We start from the raw sequence: 16,969 nt of genomic DNA on the forward strand, positions 1-16,969 counted from the left end.
AGAAAGGACGTGCGCATGCTGCACGCACAGGACCTCGGCGGTACGTGGGAACTGCGGGCCGACGCGGTGGATCCGCTCCCGGCCTCCGTTCCCGGATGTGTCCACGTCGATCTGCTGAACGGCGGTCTGATCCCGGACCCGTTCCTCGACGACAACGAGAAGGCGGTCGCCTGGATCGGGCGCACCGATTGGCGCTACAGCCGGGACATCGCCTGGGACGGGCCCGCGCACGAGCGCATCGACCTGGTCTTCGAGGGTCTCGACACGGTGGCGTCGGCCGAGCTGGGCGGCGTCGCCCTCGGCTCGTCCCGCAACATGCACCGCACCTATCGGTACGACGTCACGGCGAAGCCCGCGGGCGAGCTGGTCGTGCGTTTCGCGTCGGCGTACACCGAGGCGGAACGCGTACGGGATCTGCTCGGCCCGCGGGCCAACGCCTACCCCGAGCCGTTCAACTTCATCCGCAAGATGGCCTGCTCGTTCGGCTGGGACTGGGGCCCGACGCTGGTCACCGCCGGCATCTGGCGCCCGGTGCGGCTGGAGGGCTGGAGCACGGCCCGCATCGCCGCCGTCCGTCCCCTCGCTACCTACGACGGCGCCGGCCGGCTCGACCTGACCGTCGACGTCGAGCGCACCCGCGAGCGTGACCTGCGTGCCCGGGTGCTGCTCGACGAACGCGAGATCGCCACGCTCGATCTGCCGGGCGGCGTCACCTCCGCCCGGAAAGCCGTCGAGGCCGGCTGGGTAAAGCCGTGGAACCCGCGCGGTTACGGCGAGCCGGCGCTCCACGAGCTGACCGTCGAGCTGCTCGACGGCGACGACGTGCTCGACCGGTGGCAGCGCCGCACCGGCTTCCGGACGGCCGCTGTCGACCGTACCGGCGAGGGATTCGTCTTTCACGTCAACGGGTCGCCGGTGCAGATCAAGGGCGTCAACTGGATCCCGGACGACATCTTCCCGGCCCGGATGACCCGCGAGCGGTACGAGCGCCGGCTGCGCGAGGCGGCCGGCGCCGGCCTCAACCTGATCCGCGTCTGGGGCGGCGGCCTCTACGAGAGCCGCGACTTCTACGAGGTCTGCGACGAACTCGGCCTGATGGTGTGGCAGGACTTCCTGTTCGCCTGCGCCGACTATCCCGAGGAGGAGCCGCTCTTCTCCGAGGTGGTGGCCGAGGCGCGGGAGAACGTGACCCGCCTGGCGCCGCACCCCAGCCTGATCACCTGGAGTGGCAACAACGAGAACCTGTGGCTGCACGAGCCGTCCGGCGACGTGAGCTGGGGCGAGAAGTACTACCTCGAGACGCTGCCGGCCATCGTCGCCGAGCTGGACCCGACCCGGCCGTACCAGGCGGGCAGCCCGTGGTCCGGCTCGTGGGATCACCTGCCGAACGACCCGGCCTTCGGCACCTTCCACTCCTGGGAGGTGTGGAACCGCGAGGACTACCCGCACTACCGCGACTCGGCGCCGCGGTTCGTGGCCGAGTTCGGCTGGCAGGCCCCGCCGGCGTGGACGACGCTGCGCGAAGCGGTCTCCGACGACCCGCTGCTGCCGGACTCGCCCGGCGTGCTGCACCACCAGAAGGCCGAGGACGGCAACGGCAAGCTGGCCCGCGGCCTGGCCCCGCACTTTCCCGAGCCCACCAGCACCGAGGCTTGGCACTACCTAACCCAGCTCAATCAGGTACGGGCGGTCACCACCGGCGTCGAGCATTGGCGCTCGCACTGGCCGCACACCGGCGGCACGATCCTGTGGCAGCTCAACGACCTGTGGCCGGTCACCTCGTGGTCGGCGATCGACGGCGCCGGCCGGCACAAACCCCTTTACCACGCCATGAAGCAGCTGTACGCCGAGCGCGCGCTCACCGTCCAGCCGCGCGACGGCGGCCTGGTCGTGGCCGTCCTCAACGACCACCCCGCCGAGTGGAGCGGCACCCTGCTGCTGGAGCGCCAGGACACCGGCGGCACGGTCCTCGCCACCACCACCCGGCAGATCACCGTGGCGCCGCGGTCGGTGACCACCGTCCCGGTGCCGGCCGGCGTGTCCGAGTTCGGGGACCCGGCCGCCGAGCTGCTGGCCGTCCGGATCGACGACGTGCGCGCGCTGTGGTTCGCGGTGGAGGACCGCGACTTCACCCACGACGACCCGGGCCTCACCGCCGAGGTCGCGACCGTGCCGGGTGGCCTCGACGTCCACGTGCGGGCGGTGGGCCTCGCCCGCGACGTGCTGCTGCAGGCCGACCGCATCCACCCGTCGGCCACCGTCGACAGCGGTTTCGTGACCCTCCTGCCCGGCGAGTCGGCCGTGTTCCGCGTCCGCGCGCCGATCGAGCTGGACCCCGGCGCCGTCAAGGCGCCCTGGGTGCTCACCTCCCTCTCGGAGGTTCTGCGATGAGGCTCAGGCGCGTCTTCGCCGCGGCCTCGCCGTCAAAGCAGTCTCGTTCCGCTGGGACGAGGGCCGGCGGCGGCTTCGATGGCCGACTTGAAGTCGGGGGCGGCCCCGATCTGGGCGAGCAGCACGTTCGCCGAGTTGTAGCAGTTGAACCGTTCGACTTTGCCGGCGCGCAGGTACCAAAGGTCCGCCGTCGGCACGTCGATCCGGTTTCGGGTCGGCAGGATCTCACCGATCGGGGTCGGGAAGGCACCGAGATGCGTTCCCTGAATGCGGAGTTCGACGGCGACGACATCGCCGAGCGCATGGACGTCGAGCAGTTCGCGGTGCACGTCGGGGAAAACGCCGGCGAAGCCCTGCAATGCCAGGGGGATCTGGTCTCCGCGGAAGGTCAGCGCATTGGGCATGTCGTTGAACGTGCCGTCCTCGGCGAACAGGGCGCGGAATGCGTCTCCGTCGAGGACGTCTCCTTCTGCCAGCCGGTACGCCTCGCGAACAATCTCTTCGTTACTTCTCACGCCTGCTTCTCCTTACTGCCCCGCTGTCGATTTCATCAACGTAGCAAGTTTTTGACCATGTGGTCCATAACGTATGCTTGCTCACGTGGCCCGGCCCCGCAAGTTCGTCGAGAGCGACGTCGTCACCAGCGCCGGCGAGGTGTTCGCCGTGCACGGGCTGGCCGCGGCGACGCTGGACGATCTCGTACGCGCGACCGGTCTGGGCAAGCAGAGCCTCTACAACGCGTTCGGCGGGAAGCGGGAATTGTTCCTCCGGGCGCTCTCCGAGGATCGGCAGGAGGCGACGCGGGCCGTATCGGAAGCGCTCGCCCACGACGACGCCTCGCCACTCGAACGCATCCGGGGTCACATGCTGCTCATGGCGATCGAGTTCAGCAGCAGCGATCGCCGGGTCTCGCTGACCACCCGTGCGCTGGTCGAATCGACCGGCGAGCAGGATCCGCTGTCGACTGCCACGAAGGCCGGGATCGAACAGCTCGCCGGGGTGTATGCCCAATGCCTGGAACATGCGCGCGAGAGCGGGGAGATCGCCGAGGACGCGAACGTGCAATCGCTCGCTATGTACTTCGTCGCCGTCAGCCGGGGAATGGAACTGCTGGGCCGCGCCGGCGTCGGGCGCGCCGTTCTCACCGCGATTGCACTCGACGCGCTCCGTACCCTGCACGGTGAGCGAACGGAAGTGGTCGACAAGCAACCGTGAGCAGCACGTCGCCGGCCACGCCCACGCTGTGAAGGCATACCCGAACGCCTAGGTGTAGTGACCATGAGGGTTGTTGACAGGGCGGCGTGGCTGCTTGAGAAGTGAGAAGACCTCCGGCGAGGTGGAAGTTGCGACGCTTTCACCGAGACCGGAGGTCTTCATGGCCCACCGTAACGCCCAGCTGACTTTGCATGGCCGACGCCTGTTGACCCAGCGTGTCATCACGACGGCCGCCCGGTTGCGCATGTGGTCGGCGAACTCGGCTGTTCTCGCGCGACCGGCTACAAGAAGCCCGGGTCGGCACCCGGGTCGGCTACGAATACGTGCACGCCGCCATCGACGACCACACCCGGCTGGCCTACGCCGAAATGCACCCCGACGAGAAGACCGGCACCTGCGCCGCTTTCCTGCGCCGAACCGCCGAACACGTCGCCCGACACGGCATCCCGGTCATCGAACGCGTCATGACCGACAACGCCCTGACCTACCGCCGCGGCCCACGCCTGGCACCAAGCCCTGACCGACCTGGGCGCCCAAGCCCGCGACACCCGCCGCTACCGCCCTCAAACAAACGGCAAGCCGAACGTTTCAACCACACCATGGCCGACGAATGGAATCTACTCCCGGCCCTTCACCAGCGGACAGGACCGCGCCGACGCACTACCCGGCTGGCTACACACCTACAACTACCATCGAGCCCACACCGCGCTCGCAGGCCAACCACCCATCACCCGCGTCAACAACGGTCTTGGTCACTACACCTAGGACCCCGTCACCGGGTGCTGTCGCGCGCCACGATGTGGGCCGCCGGAGCCTCGTAGACGGCGGGCGCCGCGCCGGCCATCGCGTCGAGCAGGGCGCTCGCGGCGAGCTCGCCGATGCGGCTCACGTCGTGGCTCATCGCGGAGAGGGCGGGCACCGCCAGCTGGCACTGGGCCGAGTCGTCCCAGGCGACCACCGAGATGTCGCCCGGCACGGTCAGGCCGCGCTCGGCCAGGGCGTCGAGCGCGGCGAGCGCCATCACGTCGTTGTCGCAGACGATCGCGGTCGGGCCGGCGCCCGTCGCGATCAGCTCGCCCGCCGCCGCTCGGCCGGACTCGTACGAGTAGTCGCCGACGGCCGGCACCAGCCGTACGCCGCGGGCCCGGGCCTCCGCCTGAGCGCCGCCGCGGCGCAGCTGGGTGTGCGCGAAGGTCATCGGCCCGCTGATGTGGCCGATGACCTGGTGACCGCGCTCGGCCAGGAACCGGATCACCTCGCGGGCGAACCCGGCGTCGTCGGTCCAGACCGTGGGCAGGCCGGAGGCGGTCGACGGCGCGCCCAGCACGACCGCGGGCAGGTGCAGCCGGTTGACCAGGCCGACCCGATCGTCGTCCGGGGCCAGGTCCACGAGCACGACACCGTCGACGCGGTCCTCGGCGGCCCAGCGCTCGTACGTCTCGCTCTCGGCCGGCCGGTCGGTGACGACCTTGACGAGCACCGAGACCCCGGCCGGGGTCAGCACGCGCTCCAGCCCCTCGATGAACTCGTGGTAGTAGGGTTCCTCGCCGAGGACCCGCGACGCGCGCGTGAGCACCAGGCCGACCCGCCGCGGCGGCTGCGTCACCAGCTCCTCCGGTTCCCGTTCATCACGAGATACGGTACCGCCATGGCACGTCGAGAAGCGCCCGCGGGCGGCCCGGGCAGCCGTGCCCTGATCGTGGACGTGATCCGCTCGGCCGAGACGATCAGCCGCGTGGAGCTGGCCGAGAAGACCGGCCTGACGCAGCCGTCGATCTCCAACATCGTGCGCGACCTGATCGCCGACGGCATCATCCACGAGACCGGCTCGGTCGGCTCGGTCCGCGGCAAGCCGCGCACGCTGCTCGCCATCAACCCCGCCGACCACTTCGGCATCGGCTTCGAGCTCGGGCCCGACGCGGTGACCTGCGTGGCCATCGACCTCACCGGCGGGGTGGTCGGCCGCGAGGTCGTCCCGCTCGCCGCCACCGGCCTGACGGACCAGCTCGCCGCCCGCTTCGACGACTTCACCGCCGGCCTCGACCTGCCGCGCCACCGGGTGGAGGGCCTCGCCGTGGTGGCGCCGACCGCCCGCCCGGGCCGCCCGGGCGCCTTCGGCGACGGGGAGGCGATCGGCGACAAGCTCCGCGGCCGGCTCGGTATCCCCGTCCTGGTCGAGAACGACGCGGCCGCCGCCGCCCTGGGCGAGTTCTGGAGCCGCCGCGTCTCGCGCGACCAGTCGTTCGGCTGCGTCTATCTCTCCACCGGGATAGGTGCCGGCATGGTCTTCGGTGGCGCGCTGTTCCGCGGCGCGAGCTTCGACGCGGGCGAGCTGGGACACCTGTCGATCCAGTACGACGGACGGCCGTGCCCGTGCGGCAACCAGGGCTGCGTGGAGCGGTACGCCTCGATGACCGCCGCCGTCGACGCGGCCCGCGCGCACCCCGGCCTGGCGGCTCGCCTGCGCCTGGACGGCAGCGTCTCCGCCGCGTACGACACCATCGCCCGGGCGGCGGTCAGCGGCGACGAGGACGCGTTCGCGGTGATCGAGGAGGCGGCCTCGTACCTCAGCGTGGCCGTGACGTCCATGGTCAACCTGCTCGACCTGAGCCGCATCGTCCTGACCGGCCCGGGAGTGGCCGTGGCCGGCTCGATCTACGCCCGCCGGCTGCGCGCTCACCTGGCCCGCACCGCGCACGCCCGCGGCCGCCACGAGGTCCAGGTCGAGCTGTCCGCCCAGCCCCGCAACGCGGCGGCCATCGGCGCCGCGGCCCTGGTCGTGCAGGCGTCCATCGCCCCCGGCCACAGCGTCTCCCCGCGGCACTGACATCAGCGATCGTCGTTGCCCGTGCCGGGCGACCCTGCGATGATCGGGGCCGCTTTCGAAGGTCGCGGGGGGATGTCACGACATGGCCGAGCACGACGAGCTGCACACCGACCGCCCGCATCCGGCGCGGGTCTACGACTATCTGCTCGGCGGCAAGGACAACTTCGCGGCCGATCGGGAGGCAGCGCACCGGGGCCTGGAGGCCAACCCGGACAGCCGGATCCCGCCCCGGCAGAACAGGCTGTTCCTGCGCCGGGCGGTCCGGTTCCTGGCCGAGCGGGGCATAGACCAGTTCCTCGACATCGGTACGGGCATCCCGAGCGCCCCGAACGTGCACCACGTCGCCCAGGGCATCGAGCCGCGGTCGCGGATCGTCTACGTGGACAACGACCCGATCGTGCTGGCACACGCCCGTGCGCTGCTGACCAGCGACCCGCGCGGCCGCACCGACTACCTCGACGCCGACCTGCGCGACGTCGACTCGATCCTCGGCTCGGCGGCGCTGCGCGGCACCCTCGACCTCGGCCGCCCGGTCGGCCTGCTGCTCATCGCGATCCTGCACTTCATCGGCGACGACGACGGCCCGGACGAGATCGTGCGACGGCTCCTGGCGGCGCTCCCGCCGGGCAGCTACCTGGCGCTGTCGCACCTGACCGGCGACTTCCGCCCGGAGGCGTGGGCGCAGGTGGCGGAGGTCTACCGCCGGCAGGGCGTCACCATGCGGGTCCGCTCCAAGCCCGAGATCGCGCGCTTCTTCACCGGCCTGGAGATGGTCGACCCGGGCCTGCAGATCGTCTCGCAGTGGCGGCCCGAGCTGGGCGAGCCCACCGAGGAGCCGTCCCCGTCGGACGAGCAGGTCTCCGTGTACGGCGCGGTGGCCCGCAAGCCGTAGGCGGCCGGGCTATGCGCGGCGACGGGAGTCAGGCGGGCTCGGGGACGCCGCCGGGCGTGGCCGGCTCGGGCTCGGCGGGCACGGGCTGGGCGGGGGACGGCTCGGCGGGTGGCGGGGGCAGCGGGTCCGGGTTGTCCGGGGTCAGCTCGCCGGGGTCGTCGGGGATCGGCGCGCCGGGGTCCAGGGGCGGGTACTTGTCGGGGTCGGACGGGATGCGCTGCACCGGGGCCTCCTTCGCCAAGATGATCAAAGGCCCACCTACCCGGTTGATCGCCGGGCAAACGGCGAGACCGGGGCGTGCCTTCTCGAAGGCGGCTGGACGCGGGTGTCAGCGCCGGCGCGGCATCCTCTCGGTGCGGGTAAGTCGGTGCCGTTTCCGGCCGGGCGTGTGTTCGGCGTGTTTGGTTTGGGTGCCGTTTCCGGCGCGGCGTGGGTGGTTTGGGTGCCGTTTCCGGCGCGGCGTGGGTGGTTTGGGTGCCGTTTCGGGCGCGGCGTGTGTTCGGCGTGGGTGGGTTGGGTGCCGTTTCCGGCGTGGACTGTGTTCGGCGTGGGTGATTCGGGTGCCGGTTTCGGCGCGGCGTCTTCTCGGCGCGAGTGGTTCGGTGCCGGTTTCGGTGGGCGGTTCAGAGCGGGCTGGGCTCGGGCGCCGTGCCCTCCTCGCGGGCGAGCCGTTCAGGGCTGGGCGCTCGGCGAACCGCGGGAGCGGGGAACATCTGGCGGAAGGTGAACCCCTCCGGGGTGGGGCCGCCGGCCCGGAGCCGGTCGAGGCGGGAGATGCCCTGGCGCAGGGTGGGCGTCGTGCCGGCCGGGACCCACCACAGCACCAGGGCGGCCTCGCTGCCGTTGGGGTGGAACCACTCGCGGCGGCGGCGCAGGTAGTCGAGGTGTTCGGACTGGTAGGCGTACGCCCGAAGGTGTTCCGGGGTCTCCCAGACCGAGAGTGTGTAGATGCGCAGCGGGTCGGCCGGGCGGGCGATCGTACCGTCGCCGTTGTCGCCCTCGAGGCGCCAGACGAAGCCGGGTGAGCGGTCGGCGAGCTCGTTCATGCGGGTGAGGCCCTCGACGAAGTCGGCCATCGACGGGTCGGTGAGCGGGGCGCGGAGCCGGGCGGTGTTGATCTGAGCCAGGTGGAAGGCGTCCATGGTGCCCAGCCCACCAGCTCCGGCCTCTAAAGTCAACGCAATTACTTTTTAGAGAGCGTGACGCAGCACCGGCCGGGCGCGGCGTCCATCCGGGCCGTCCACTCGCCGTCCAGGCCGGAACCGGTCAGCAGGCCGTCGATCACCGCAAGGTTCATGCCGCAGATCAGCGGCGGGAACTGCTCGGCCAGCCGGTGGAACGGGCAGTTGCGCAGCACGATCCGCTCCGCGCCGTCGGGCTCCGGCGCGTAGCCCTGCGCGGTCAGCATCTCGGTGATGTCCGAGCACGCGGGCCCGCCGGAGCCGTGCCGCCGGGCGACCTCGTACAGCGTCTGCTCGGCCCCGGCCTGCTCCAGCGCCTCCGCGAGCAGCTCGGCGGCGGCGCGATAGGCCCGCGGCGGCACACTGACAGCGTGCTCCGCCGCGGCGACCTGATAGAGCTTGGTGGGACGCCCGGCGCCGGGCCCGGACCGCCCCGACCGCCGGGCGTACGACACCTCGAGCAGCCCCGCCGCCACGAGCTTGTCCAGGTGGAACGCGGCGAGCGTGCGGCCCGCCCCGAGCGCCTGGGCCACCTCGTCCCGTCCCACCGGGCCGGCGCCGGCGGCGACCACCTCGTACGCCCGCCGCCGCACCGGATCGGCGAGACTGGCCACGGCGTCGAGGTCACGCAGGTCTTCCGGAGTCGTCACCCCACCAGCGTATTGCCAACGGCCTTTGTCGCTAGAACCCCCGGTGCCAGCTGGTCGGTATGCCGGTGATCCCCACGCCCCGTCCGGTGTCGCCGCGCGACTGCGCCGGGCGCAACCAGACCTGCGGCGTGGTGGCGCCCGCCGCCTGGCGGCCGAAGGCGAGCAGGCGGCCGTCCGGCGACCAGATCGGGCTCGACTCGATGACGTCGGCGGTCGCCGTCAGGTTGGTCATCGCGCCGGTGCGCACGTCGATCGACCACAGGTCGCCGAGCGCTTCCACGGCCAGGGTGCGCCCGTTCGGGCTCCAGGCGATCCGGTACGGGTCCCAGGTCTCCGCGCGGTCCGTCAGCCGCCGGGCGATCATCGAGCCGTCGGACCGGGCGATCCAGATGTCTCGCGCGTTGATCGGGTCCCACGGGTCGCCGACCTCCCACACCTGCACGACCGCGATCTGCCGCCCGTCGGGCGACCAGTCGAACGTGAGCGATCCCCTCCCCGTCACCGTGTAGACCTGCCGCCCGGCGGGCGCGGCGACCGCGCCGGCCCAGATGTCGACCGCCTCGAAGCCGACCTCTGTGCCGTCGGGTGACCACCGGGGGTGGGCGGGCACGTATGGGCCGTCGAGGACCCACTGCCGGTCGGTGCCGTCGGCCTTGACGGTGTAGACGCTCCACGAGTCGGCGTAGGTGACCCGCCGCCCGTCGGGCGAATAGTCAGGATAGGCGTAGGCCGGCAGGTGAAGGCCCAGGCTTCGCACGTCGCCGCCCCGCGCACGGACGCTGACGACGCCGTGGCCGCCGGCGCTGTCGTCGAGCACGAGGATGCGCCCGCCCGGTCCCGCCGGCGTGGCATCGGCGGGACCGGCTTGGACCAGGACAAATGCCAGGGACAGGGCAAGGATTCCGGGAACCGCACGCACGATGATCACCCCTTTGCCAGGAGAACGTGCGCTCACCCTATGCAGCCCGGTCCATTGCGGACAGAGTCCTTCTACCCGTACGTGATGTCGCTGCGGTTGACCTTGCAGTTGGCGTCGTTCCAGCCCTCGCCGAGGTATTTGGGCTCGCTGCCCTTGGCGACGCCCTGGTACTTGCCGCACACCGTGGCGCTGGAGCTGTTGCGCAGGGTCACGCGGGTGATGGTGGCGGTGTCGCCCCAGTTGCTGTTGATGCCGGCGACCATGTCGATGTCGTTCAGCAGCACGTTGTCGATGCGGACGTGCCGCTGGTACGAGCTGGAGCAGTTGCCGCAGGCGCGATAGAGCTTGCCGGAACCGCTCAGGTAGAAGCCGGAGATGTTGACGGTGCCGTTGCCGTTGTGCTGGAACGTCTTGTCGCTGCCGGAGCGCGCGCCGCCGCCGATGACGTAGCTGGTGCCGCCGCCGGTCCCCTTGAAGGTGGCGGCGTCCTCGCCGATGTCGTTCCACCACACGTTGCGGATGGTGCAGGTGCCCTCGCAGTGCACGCCGTCGCCGGCGGGGGAGCCGATGATGACGTTCTGCAGGGTGCCGCCGTTCGCGATCTTGAACATCGGGTCCTGGGACTCGCTCTGCGAGCCGTCACCGATGCAGCAGTACGTCCTCATGCCGCCGTCGAAGGTGCCGGAGACGGTGACCGTGCCGGAGATGCTGACCGAGCCGGTCGAGGACGGCCAGGAGCCGGTCGGCGTGCCGGGATTCGAGGTCGGCGGCGGACTGGTGGGCGGCGTGGTGGGCGGCGTGGTGGGCGGCGTGGTCGGCGGGGTGGTGCCGCCGCCGCTGCCGTACGTCTCGAACTCGGCGATGCGCGGTGCGGCGGACGCGCTGGTGATGTCGAGAGTGATCTTCTTCAGCGACGTCGAGGAGAACGAGACGGTGCTCGGGCTGCCGCTGCCGCTGGTCAGGACGGCGCCGTTGTCGGCGTTGAGCAGGCGCCAGGCGTTGATCGAGCCGCCGCCGGAGGCCTGCCTGATGACGACCGAGGACACCGTCGTGGCGCTGCCCCACTTGACCGAGACGTAGCCGGTCGAGCCGGTCGGCGACCAGTAGGTGCCGGTGTTGCCGTCCTTGACGTTGCCGTAGCTGGTGCCGTCGGCCTTGCTGGAGCCGTCCGCGCCGGCACCGATGCTCAGGTTGTCGGCGGCCGCGGCCGGGGACGCCGCCAGCGTGAGCATGACCGCTGCGGCCGTGATGCCGGTGGCGCCCACGGCCGTCCACCGGAGCGCGACTGATCGTTTCATCCGTGTCTCACTTCCCTAGTCGACAGTGCGTCGTCGCGCCACCTCCCACGATAGGAAAGCGCTTACCTCGGGACGATAGATATACGTCGATGTCGAGGCAAGAAGTTGCAGGATTTGCAGTGAAAACGCCGGCAGCCCCAAGGCTGCCGGCGTTTCGCGTTCGTGCGGAGGGTCAGGCGCGGGTCCACTTCTGGTTGGACTGGCCGGAGCAGTCCCACAGCTGGAGCTGGGCGCCGTTGGCGGTGTTGCGGTCCTTGATGTCGACGCACTTGTTCGCCGAGATGTTCACCAGGTCGCCCGCGGCCGACAGGGTGAATCGCTGCACCGGGTTGCCGTTGCAGGTGACCAGCTGGATCGGCGTGCCGTTGGTGAGCGCCCCGCCGGCCGGGTCCATGCACTTGCCCATCGCGCGCAGCGTGCCGTCGCCGTTCGCCGCCCACTGCTGCGCCGCGCTGCCGTTGCAGTCGTACATCTGCAGACGTGCACCGTCCACCGGGTTGGCCGCGGGGATGTCGATGCAGCGGCCGTTCAGGCTGGACTTGAGCGCGTTGCCGCCACCGCTCGGCGGCGGGGTGGTGTCCGAGGTGCTGACGTGCACGTAGTCGATCAGCATCCGGCTCTCGTTCGGCAGCGTCGAGGGGTTGCCCTGGCCGAAGTTACCGCCGACCGCGAGGTTGAGGATGATGAAGAACGGGTGCTCGAACACCCAGCTCACGTTGCCCTTGGCGGCGCGCAGCGAGTCGGGCGTGGCCCGGAAGTACTCCTGGCCGTCGACGGTCCACCGGATCAGGTTGGGCGACCAGTCCACGGCGAAGGTGTGGAATGCCTGGTACCACGGCGAGCCGGCGACCAGGGTGCCGCCGAACGAGTTGCCGCCGGAGTAGCCGGGGCCGTGCAGCGTGCCGAACAGCCGGTTGGGGTCCCGGCCGACGATCTCCATGATGTCGATCTCGCCGTCGGTGGGCCAGTTGCCGCCGCCGAGCATCCAGAAGGCGGGCCAGAGGCCGGAGCCGTTGGGGACCTGGATGCGGGCCTCGATGTGCCCGTACTGCTGGGTGAACTTGCCGGCCGTCTGGATGCGGCCGGAGGTGAACTGGCAGGTGCCGTTCCAGCAGCTGTTGCCGCCGCTGCCCTTGCGGGCCGTGATGACCAGGTGGCCCTGGCCGTCCATGGCGACGTTGCTCGTGCCGCTGGTGTAGTACTGGAGCTCCTGGTTGCCCCAGCCGCTGCCGCCGACGTCGAAGTTCCACTTCGACGTGTCGACGCCGGAGCCGGCCGGGCCGTTGAAGTCCTCGTTCCAGACCACGGCCGCCTCGGCCGTGTCGCTCCTGGAGCCGACGGCCAGGCCGCCGCTCAGGGCGACGACCATGGCGGCCGCCGCGATGAAGAACCGTGACTTGCGCATAGGGGATACCTCGGGGGAGAGGGGATTAATGTGTAACAGTCTTAAAAATTGCCCCCGGGGCAGTCAAGCGGACGGCGCGGTTCCGGAACTTACGGGCACGATTGTTGTCAGCTTGCGCTGCGTCCACCCGACCCAGAAGTCGCCCAGGTCGTTCGCCAGCCAGTGCGGCGCCGCGCTCACCGGATCCCAGAGGAAGACGCCGGGGTTGCCGTCGCGGGGCACACAGATGCGGGCGCCCGTGCCGTCGTCCCCGATCGCGACGAGCTCGCGCCGGGCCGGAAAGGCGTCGCGCCACTCAAGCTCGTTGCGGCGCATCAGATCGGCCAGCGGCCACAGGAAGAACCGCTGGCCGTCCCGCTCGACGACGCCGTCGCTGACGAGATACAACCGTCGCAGATCGAGGGTGAGACTCTCGCACGCGGCCAGCCTTTCGGCGGGCACGCCGGGCTGAGCCAGATAACCGTCGGTCGCGCGCACCAGATCGCGCCAGTCAACGAGGACCATCCCCGGAATGATGCCACCCGAAGATCCGGCTTCCGGTAACCGGACCGGGACGCAAAGTCACGGTTCGATGACGAGCCGGGCGATCGCGGTACCGTCCAGGGTGAACCGGAAATGCAGGTCGGCCGACCCGCCCGGAAAGTCGCCCTCCAGGTGCTGCACGACGTCGAAATCCGCTGCACCGGTCCGGGACGCGCTCACGAACGTCGTGGTGTACGTGTATTCGGCCGCCGCGTCGGTCAGCCACTTCCGGATCTCGTCCCGGCCCCGGTAGGTGCGGCCCTCGTCGGTCACGGCGGCATCCGGGGCGAAGAAGCCGGCGGCGGTGCCGGTGTCACGGGCTTGGTGCGCGGGAAGGTACGCCGTGATCACGGCCGGCAGCTCTTCCCAGGTAACGGCTGTGCTGGTCATGCCACCACGGTCGGGTCTCCCCCGGGGAGAGGGTCAAGACGGAAGACCGGCCAGCCGATCTCGGTGCGCCACCGGCCGGCGTCGCCGGTGTCGCGCGGACCCGCCAGGTAGGTCTCGTGGACAGGCCCGTCCACACCCAGCGCGTGCGAGACGACCCAGTCACCGAGGCGGCCGTAGGTCACGTCGATGTCGTCGTGCGGCCCCGCGTGCACGGTCACCGCCAGGTCGGCCGCCGCCAGGTCGACAACCTCGATCCGCCCGCCGCCCCGCGGACGGCGCACCGGCCGGAAGACGGTCATGACGCCGGCGCCCTCGGTGAACAGCTCGTTGGCATACCGCCCGCCGGGCGGCCCGGTGCGCTCCGCGGCCGGGAAGGCCGCGTCCAACTCGTCCATGGCCGCGCCGAACCAGGCGAGCGAGTCCCCGAGCCGCACGTTCGCGCTGATCGCCGCCACCCGCCGGGCGGGAACGGAGCGCAACTCGACCTCGAACGCCGCATCGCCGGGCCGCAGCAGCCGGCGCAACGACACGACCGCCGCCCGGGTCCGCTCGAGCTCGGCCTCGAGCCGCCGCAGATGCCCCGAGACGAGCTCGGCACGCCGCCCCGGATCGTCGGCCGCGAGGATCGCCTCCACCTCGGCCAGCGGCACATCGAGCTCCCGCAGCCGATGGATGACCTGAGCCGTCGCGATCTGGTCGGGCAGGTAGTAGCGATAGTTCGTGAACGGGTCGACCGTCGCCGGCACCAGCAGCCCGGCCTCGTGATACCGCCGAAGCGTCCGCACACTCAGATGCGTCACGGTGGCGAACTCGCCGATGGTGAGCCCTTTGCGCATCGTCACAGTGTCCACCCGAGCCGATCAGGCGACGACGGCGCGATGCCTCTCGCCACGACGCGAGCGGAGACTGACACTGCGGCCGCCCTTAGTCACGGCCTCCTGTGTCGCCGCGTAGACCAGGAGCGCAGCGTTGACGATGTCCGTCCGGTTGTCACCCGTCGCCTGCTGGTGCCAACGTGTTCTGAGATGCCGGCGGGCTTCAACGACGTCTGCAACTTCGCTCGCGGGCGGCCAGCTGCAAAACGAACATGCGCCATGTAGCAGCGGCGGTCTGCCAGCCTGACGGGCAGCCACGCTGTTCCGGAGACACGGGCCGCATTAGGCCGATGAATCCAGATGGGACACGGCCGTCCGGACATACCGTGGCCTGCCCTTGTGCAACGTGACGAACGTGACGTGACGATCCGTCACATGACCAGCTGCCAGCTATCCATGAGGGACGGGCGGGCGCGACGAGACAGCGCCTGTTTGGACCGGCCAGGGTGCCGGGCGGCTTGACCGGTTAGACAAGCCGCCCGTTGATCCTGATTCCCGCTTTGCTCGGTATCGCGCGAAGCCTGCAATCAGTCACGCATAGGCTATGCCGATTCACTGGTGCTTACGAGGTTCGCAGATCTTATTGCAGAAAGTCGTCGAATTCGCCCTTTTTTGCGCCGTCGAGGAAGGCGTCGAACTCTTCCTTGGTGTAGATGATGACCTCTCCATCGGGGCGACGTGAATGCCGGAAAGCAACCATGTCTCCCCAATGTGCCACCTCGATGCAGTTGTCACCGCCGCTCTTCTTCGCCGTCCTCCAGTTGAGCGCCTGTCGTTCAACATCCTCAAGAGCCATGACTCACGCTTTCCATCGAGTGTCGATTACTTCACCAATAATATGCAACGATTCGGTTTCGCTTGCCGCGATTTGGGCAAGTTCCCGGAAAATTGCCTTGCAGCGAGCCGCGCCTTCATCTCTATGCCAGATCGAACCTAAAGGCGTTTCGACGTGAGCCACGTCCTCTACCGGCCCGGCAGAGAACGAGAGCACAGTGAAGGCCCCCACCGCGCCCAAACTCGTTCCCGCAGAGAAGGGTAGAACCTGTAAGGTCACGTTCGGCATCGACGAAACCTCAACAAGAAATTCCAATTGGCTGCGCATGACCGACGGCGTGGCCGCATTTCTGTGTAGCACGCCCTCGTCAACAAGAGCGTGGTACTTGACCGGATCGGGCCCGGCGATGATCTGCTGTCGAGTCATGCGCGCTTGAACAAGCCTAGACAGCTCCGAATCCGAGTACCGAGGCCGCCGCGAATTGAGGGCCGACCTGGCGTATTCGGTTGTCTGGAGCAAGCCGGGAATATAACCGAGCTCGTAGGCGTCGATAGCGGAGGCGCCCGCCTCGAAGCCGATGAATTCGGCGGCCTGGGCTCGCAGATCCAGACGTTCCCACCAGCCACTCTCGTGGCCCGCTCGGGCCAGGCTCAGCAAACGGTCCGCGTCGGCCTTGTCAAGTCCGTACAGGTCGCAGAGAGCGCGAACATAGAGGATGCCAGGACGGCGCTGCCCTCTCTCAAGCCGTGTGATCACGGACGCGTTGACTTCTAGCTGTCTGGCAACATCGGCCGCGGTGCGTCCAGTGCCCTCGCGGTACTCGCGTAAGAGGACTCCGAGTTGTTGACGCATGAGCACAGGGCTTCGCTGCCCGGACATGATCACCTCCGCCGCGTCCGGACCTCACTGTAGTCGCGTCAAGACCCGAATCGGCAACCCAGATGGTGTAAAAAGCGGGCGTGTCATTCCGGAGCCTGTCAATTGCCAGGGCATCCCTTGACACTCAGACTGGATGTAACGCGAAGCAGTTGCCCAGCTACGCAGAGGTACCGCGTCTCGTAGCCGACGAGCGCGGTCAACGTCGCATCGGAGGGTTGGGGAGCCATGGACGCCGCAACACCGAAGTCGCCGGGAACCGACGAGCGCAGGCTTGGAGCCGAGGACGAGGGAGCCGGCGGCCTGCATTGCGCTGACGGTGACGGCGCTCTGAGCAAGCGCGACAAGGAAGGCGGCTTGGGCCGCCACGCGGTCATCATCGCTTACCTGGGCGGCCTGGCGCCGATCATCACCGCTATCGCAGCTGTGGTCATCGCGATTCTTTCCCACCGTTGAGACGCGCGGCATTCAAGCCGCCACAGCGAGGCCCTGCCCGTGAGCGGCGTGCCGCTACCGCTTTACCGCGAAACCGCGAGGACGCGCGCGGTCGGACAGGGCGCAGTCTCTTCTGGTTGGTCGAGTTGGTGAGGTTGGCGGCATGACTGACCCGAGCATGTTTCCGCCCCAGGAGAGAACGCGTAGATGCGGGTGCGTTGGCTCGCAGATCGGAGGTGTTCTGCGCCGGGGCTTGACTGCCGACCGGCTGGTTCCGGCAGCCTTCTCGCGTCGATGCGCCTGACGGCCATCGTTGTC

The 16,969-nt window shown here is 69.7% G+C and carries 20 protein-coding genes; 6 read left to right on the forward strand and 14 right to left on the reverse strand.

The genetic code is table 11. The annotated features are described in order from the left end of the window. Nucleotides 1-15: 15 nt before the first annotated feature. A complete protein-coding gene (locus Ade02nite_RS42295) occupies nt 16-2,391 on the forward strand; it encodes a glycoside hydrolase family 2 protein (RefSeq protein WP_203776391.1) in 2,376 nt (791 codons plus the stop codon). A 32-nt stretch (nt 2,392-2,423) separates the two neighbouring features. On the opposite strand, the gene Ade02nite_RS42300 is transcribed toward Ade02nite_RS42295, so the two are convergent. Beyond that, entirely contained in the window at nt 2,424-2,906 is a 483-nt protein-coding gene (locus tag Ade02nite_RS42300) for an ester cyclase (protein ID WP_203776393.1), read from the reverse strand. Between the two features lie 85 nt (nt 2,907-2,991). Between Ade02nite_RS42300 and Ade02nite_RS42305 the strand changes: the two genes are divergently transcribed. Then, nucleotides 2,992-3,606, forward strand: coding sequence for a TetR/AcrR family transcriptional regulator (locus Ade02nite_RS42305; protein ID WP_239169445.1), 615 nt, complete (start codon nt 2,992-2,994; stop codon nt 3,604-3,606). 281 nt (nt 3,607-3,887) lie between these two features. Here the strand turns inward: Ade02nite_RS42305 and Ade02nite_RS50855 are convergent, their stop codons facing one another. Next, on the reverse strand, nt 3,888-4,046 hold the full coding sequence (locus Ade02nite_RS50855; protein ID WP_369076683.1) for a hypothetical protein: 159 nt from the start codon (nt 4,044-4,046) through the stop codon (nt 3,888-3,890). 85 nt (nt 4,047-4,131) lie between these two features. On the opposite strand from Ade02nite_RS50855, the gene Ade02nite_RS50860 reads away from it, so the two are divergent. Continuing rightward, the gene (locus tag Ade02nite_RS50860) at nt 4,132-4,371 is read left to right on the forward strand and encodes an integrase core domain-containing protein (RefSeq protein ID WP_369076684.1); all 240 of its coding nucleotides are present in this window, start codon (nt 4,132-4,134) and stop codon (nt 4,369-4,371) included. Between the two features lie 7 nt (nt 4,372-4,378). On the opposite strand, the gene Ade02nite_RS42315 is transcribed toward Ade02nite_RS50860, so the two are convergent. After that, on the reverse strand, nt 4,379-5,212 hold the full coding sequence (locus tag Ade02nite_RS42315) for a LacI family DNA-binding transcriptional regulator (protein WP_203776399.1): 834 nt from the start codon (nt 5,210-5,212) through the stop codon (nt 4,379-4,381). A gap of 42 nt (nt 5,213-5,254) precedes the next feature. On the opposite strand from Ade02nite_RS42315, the gene Ade02nite_RS42320 reads away from it, so the two are divergent. Both Ade02nite_RS42320 and Ade02nite_RS42325 read left to right on the forward strand, forming a co-directional pair. Beyond that, complete coding sequence (locus tag Ade02nite_RS42320; RefSeq protein WP_203776401.1) at nt 5,255-6,433, forward strand: ROK family transcriptional regulator; 1,179 nt, start codon at nt 5,255-5,257, stop codon at nt 6,431-6,433. A gap of 82 nt (nt 6,434-6,515) precedes the next feature. Further along, on the forward strand, nt 6,516-7,325 hold the full coding sequence (locus tag Ade02nite_RS42325; RefSeq protein ID WP_203776403.1) for an SAM-dependent methyltransferase: 810 nt from the start codon (nt 6,516-6,518) through the stop codon (nt 7,323-7,325). A gap of 28 nt (nt 7,326-7,353) precedes the next feature. Here the strand turns inward: Ade02nite_RS42325 and Ade02nite_RS42330 are convergent, their stop codons facing one another. From Ade02nite_RS42330 to Ade02nite_RS42380, 11 genes are all read right to left on the reverse strand, one after another. Further along, nucleotides 7,354-7,575 (reverse strand): hypothetical protein, encoded by a 222-nt coding sequence (locus Ade02nite_RS42330; protein ID WP_239169446.1) that lies wholly within the window; start codon nt 7,573-7,575, stop codon nt 7,354-7,356. A 373-nt stretch (nt 7,576-7,948) separates the two neighbouring features. Continuing rightward, on the reverse strand, nt 7,949-8,467 hold the full coding sequence (locus Ade02nite_RS42335) for a DUF3291 domain-containing protein (RefSeq protein ID WP_203776405.1): 519 nt from the start codon (nt 8,465-8,467) through the stop codon (nt 7,949-7,951). A 41-nt stretch (nt 8,468-8,508) separates the two neighbouring features. Next, entirely contained in the window at nt 8,509-9,156 is a 648-nt protein-coding gene (locus tag Ade02nite_RS42340) for a helix-turn-helix transcriptional regulator (RefSeq protein ID WP_203776407.1), read from the reverse strand. Nucleotides 9,157-9,187: 31 nt separating this feature from the next. Then, the gene (locus Ade02nite_RS42345) at nt 9,188-10,075 is read right to left on the reverse strand and encodes a TolB family protein (RefSeq protein WP_203776409.1); all 888 of its coding nucleotides are present in this window, start codon (nt 10,073-10,075) and stop codon (nt 9,188-9,190) included. 71 nt (nt 10,076-10,146) lie between these two features. Further along, entirely contained in the window at nt 10,147-11,373 is a 1,227-nt protein-coding gene (locus tag Ade02nite_RS42350) for a pectate lyase (RefSeq protein ID WP_203776411.1), read from the reverse strand. A 172-nt stretch (nt 11,374-11,545) separates the two neighbouring features. Next, nucleotides 11,546-12,778: a glycoside hydrolase family 16 protein gene (locus Ade02nite_RS42355; RefSeq protein ID WP_203776414.1), complete on the reverse strand. Its 1,233-nt coding sequence runs from the start codon at nt 12,776-12,778 to the stop codon at nt 11,546-11,548. A 63-nt stretch (nt 12,779-12,841) separates the two neighbouring features. Then, nucleotides 12,842-13,282, reverse strand: a complete 441-nt coding sequence (locus tag Ade02nite_RS42360) for an SMI1/KNR4 family protein (RefSeq protein ID WP_203776416.1) — start codon at nt 13,280-13,282, stop codon at nt 12,842-12,844. A 57-nt stretch (nt 13,283-13,339) separates the two neighbouring features. Further along, nucleotides 13,340-13,690 (reverse strand): nuclear transport factor 2 family protein, encoded by a 351-nt coding sequence (locus Ade02nite_RS42365; RefSeq protein WP_203776418.1) that lies wholly within the window; start codon nt 13,688-13,690, stop codon nt 13,340-13,342. Beyond that, a complete protein-coding gene (locus tag Ade02nite_RS42370) occupies nt 13,687-14,526 on the reverse strand; it encodes a MerR family transcriptional regulator (RefSeq protein ID WP_203776420.1) in 840 nt (279 codons plus the stop codon). Before Ade02nite_RS42370 ends, Ade02nite_RS42365 begins: the two co-directional genes overlap by 4 nt. A gap of 619 nt (nt 14,527-15,145) precedes the next feature. Next, nucleotides 15,146-15,361, reverse strand: a complete 216-nt coding sequence (locus Ade02nite_RS42375) for a DUF397 domain-containing protein (protein WP_203776422.1) — start codon at nt 15,359-15,361, stop codon at nt 15,146-15,148. 3 nt (nt 15,362-15,364) lie between these two features. Further along, complete coding sequence (locus tag Ade02nite_RS42380) at nt 15,365-16,219, reverse strand: helix-turn-helix domain-containing protein (RefSeq protein ID WP_203776424.1); 855 nt, start codon at nt 16,217-16,219, stop codon at nt 15,365-15,367. 225 nt (nt 16,220-16,444) lie between these two features. Here Ade02nite_RS42380 and Ade02nite_RS42385 point away from each other — a divergent pair, with 225 nt between their 5' ends. After that, a complete protein-coding gene (locus Ade02nite_RS42385; RefSeq protein ID WP_203776426.1) occupies nt 16,445-16,672 on the forward strand; it encodes a hypothetical protein in 228 nt (75 codons plus the stop codon). Nucleotides 16,673-16,969: the final 297 nt, after the last annotated feature.

It is taken from the genome of Paractinoplanes deccanensis, assembly GCF_016862115.1.
In the GTDB taxonomy this organism is placed as follows: domain Bacteria; phylum Actinomycetota; class Actinomycetes; order Mycobacteriales; family Micromonosporaceae; genus Actinoplanes; species Actinoplanes deccanensis.